Raw genomic sequence first — 539 nt, forward strand, 5'->3', positions numbered from 1 at the left:
GGTATGTCCTAACTCTAAATAAACCACACTAAAATTTGGCGCTAAGCGTTGTGCTCGTTCTAACAGCGACAACGCCCCGCCCATCTGATCTTGCTCACGCGCTTGTTGCGCTTGATCAATCAATGCATAAACGGCACTAGGTATGTTGGGTTGCTTAGTCGTGTAACGCTGATCTTTTGCTGGAGAATGGGCAGACTCTTGCTTCGCAACGAGTGTGTGCGTTGGTGCAGAAGAACACGCCCAAATAAACAAACAAGCAAGAAAGACGAGTGCTGCTTTTACTGTAGCCATGATCTTAACCAAGATTTTATTCCCCCCGTTCGCTTCTGACATGCTTGCCACTCAAATTTTTGCGCATCTCCCCAGATGGGAAGAGGTTGCGCATTATCACATTCAGCATGCGTTTGGTTCCAACTATCTTGATCAAACCACAGCACATCAATATCCGAAGGTTTAGGAGTTGCCAAAGGATATTGTGGAACCGATGACATAAAGCGTGTCCATAATCGCAAAGCTCCCGAACTTCCGGTTAAACCGAT

General features: G+C 46.4%; 2 protein-coding genes. Both read right to left on the minus strand.

The window, feature by feature from the left end; genetic code table 11:
- The coding region (locus tag A3739_RS07705; RefSeq protein WP_197472168.1) for a hypothetical protein at positions 1 to 291 on the minus strand (291 nt) is incomplete at its 3' end.
- Positions 279 to 539, minus strand: a 261-nt coding sequence (locus A3739_RS28700; RefSeq protein ID WP_231877039.1) for a hypothetical protein, incomplete at its 5' end; no start/stop codon positions are given. The genes A3739_RS28700 and A3739_RS07705, both read right to left, overlap by 13 nt.

Source organism: Oleiphilus sp. HI0067 (genome assembly GCF_001635735.1).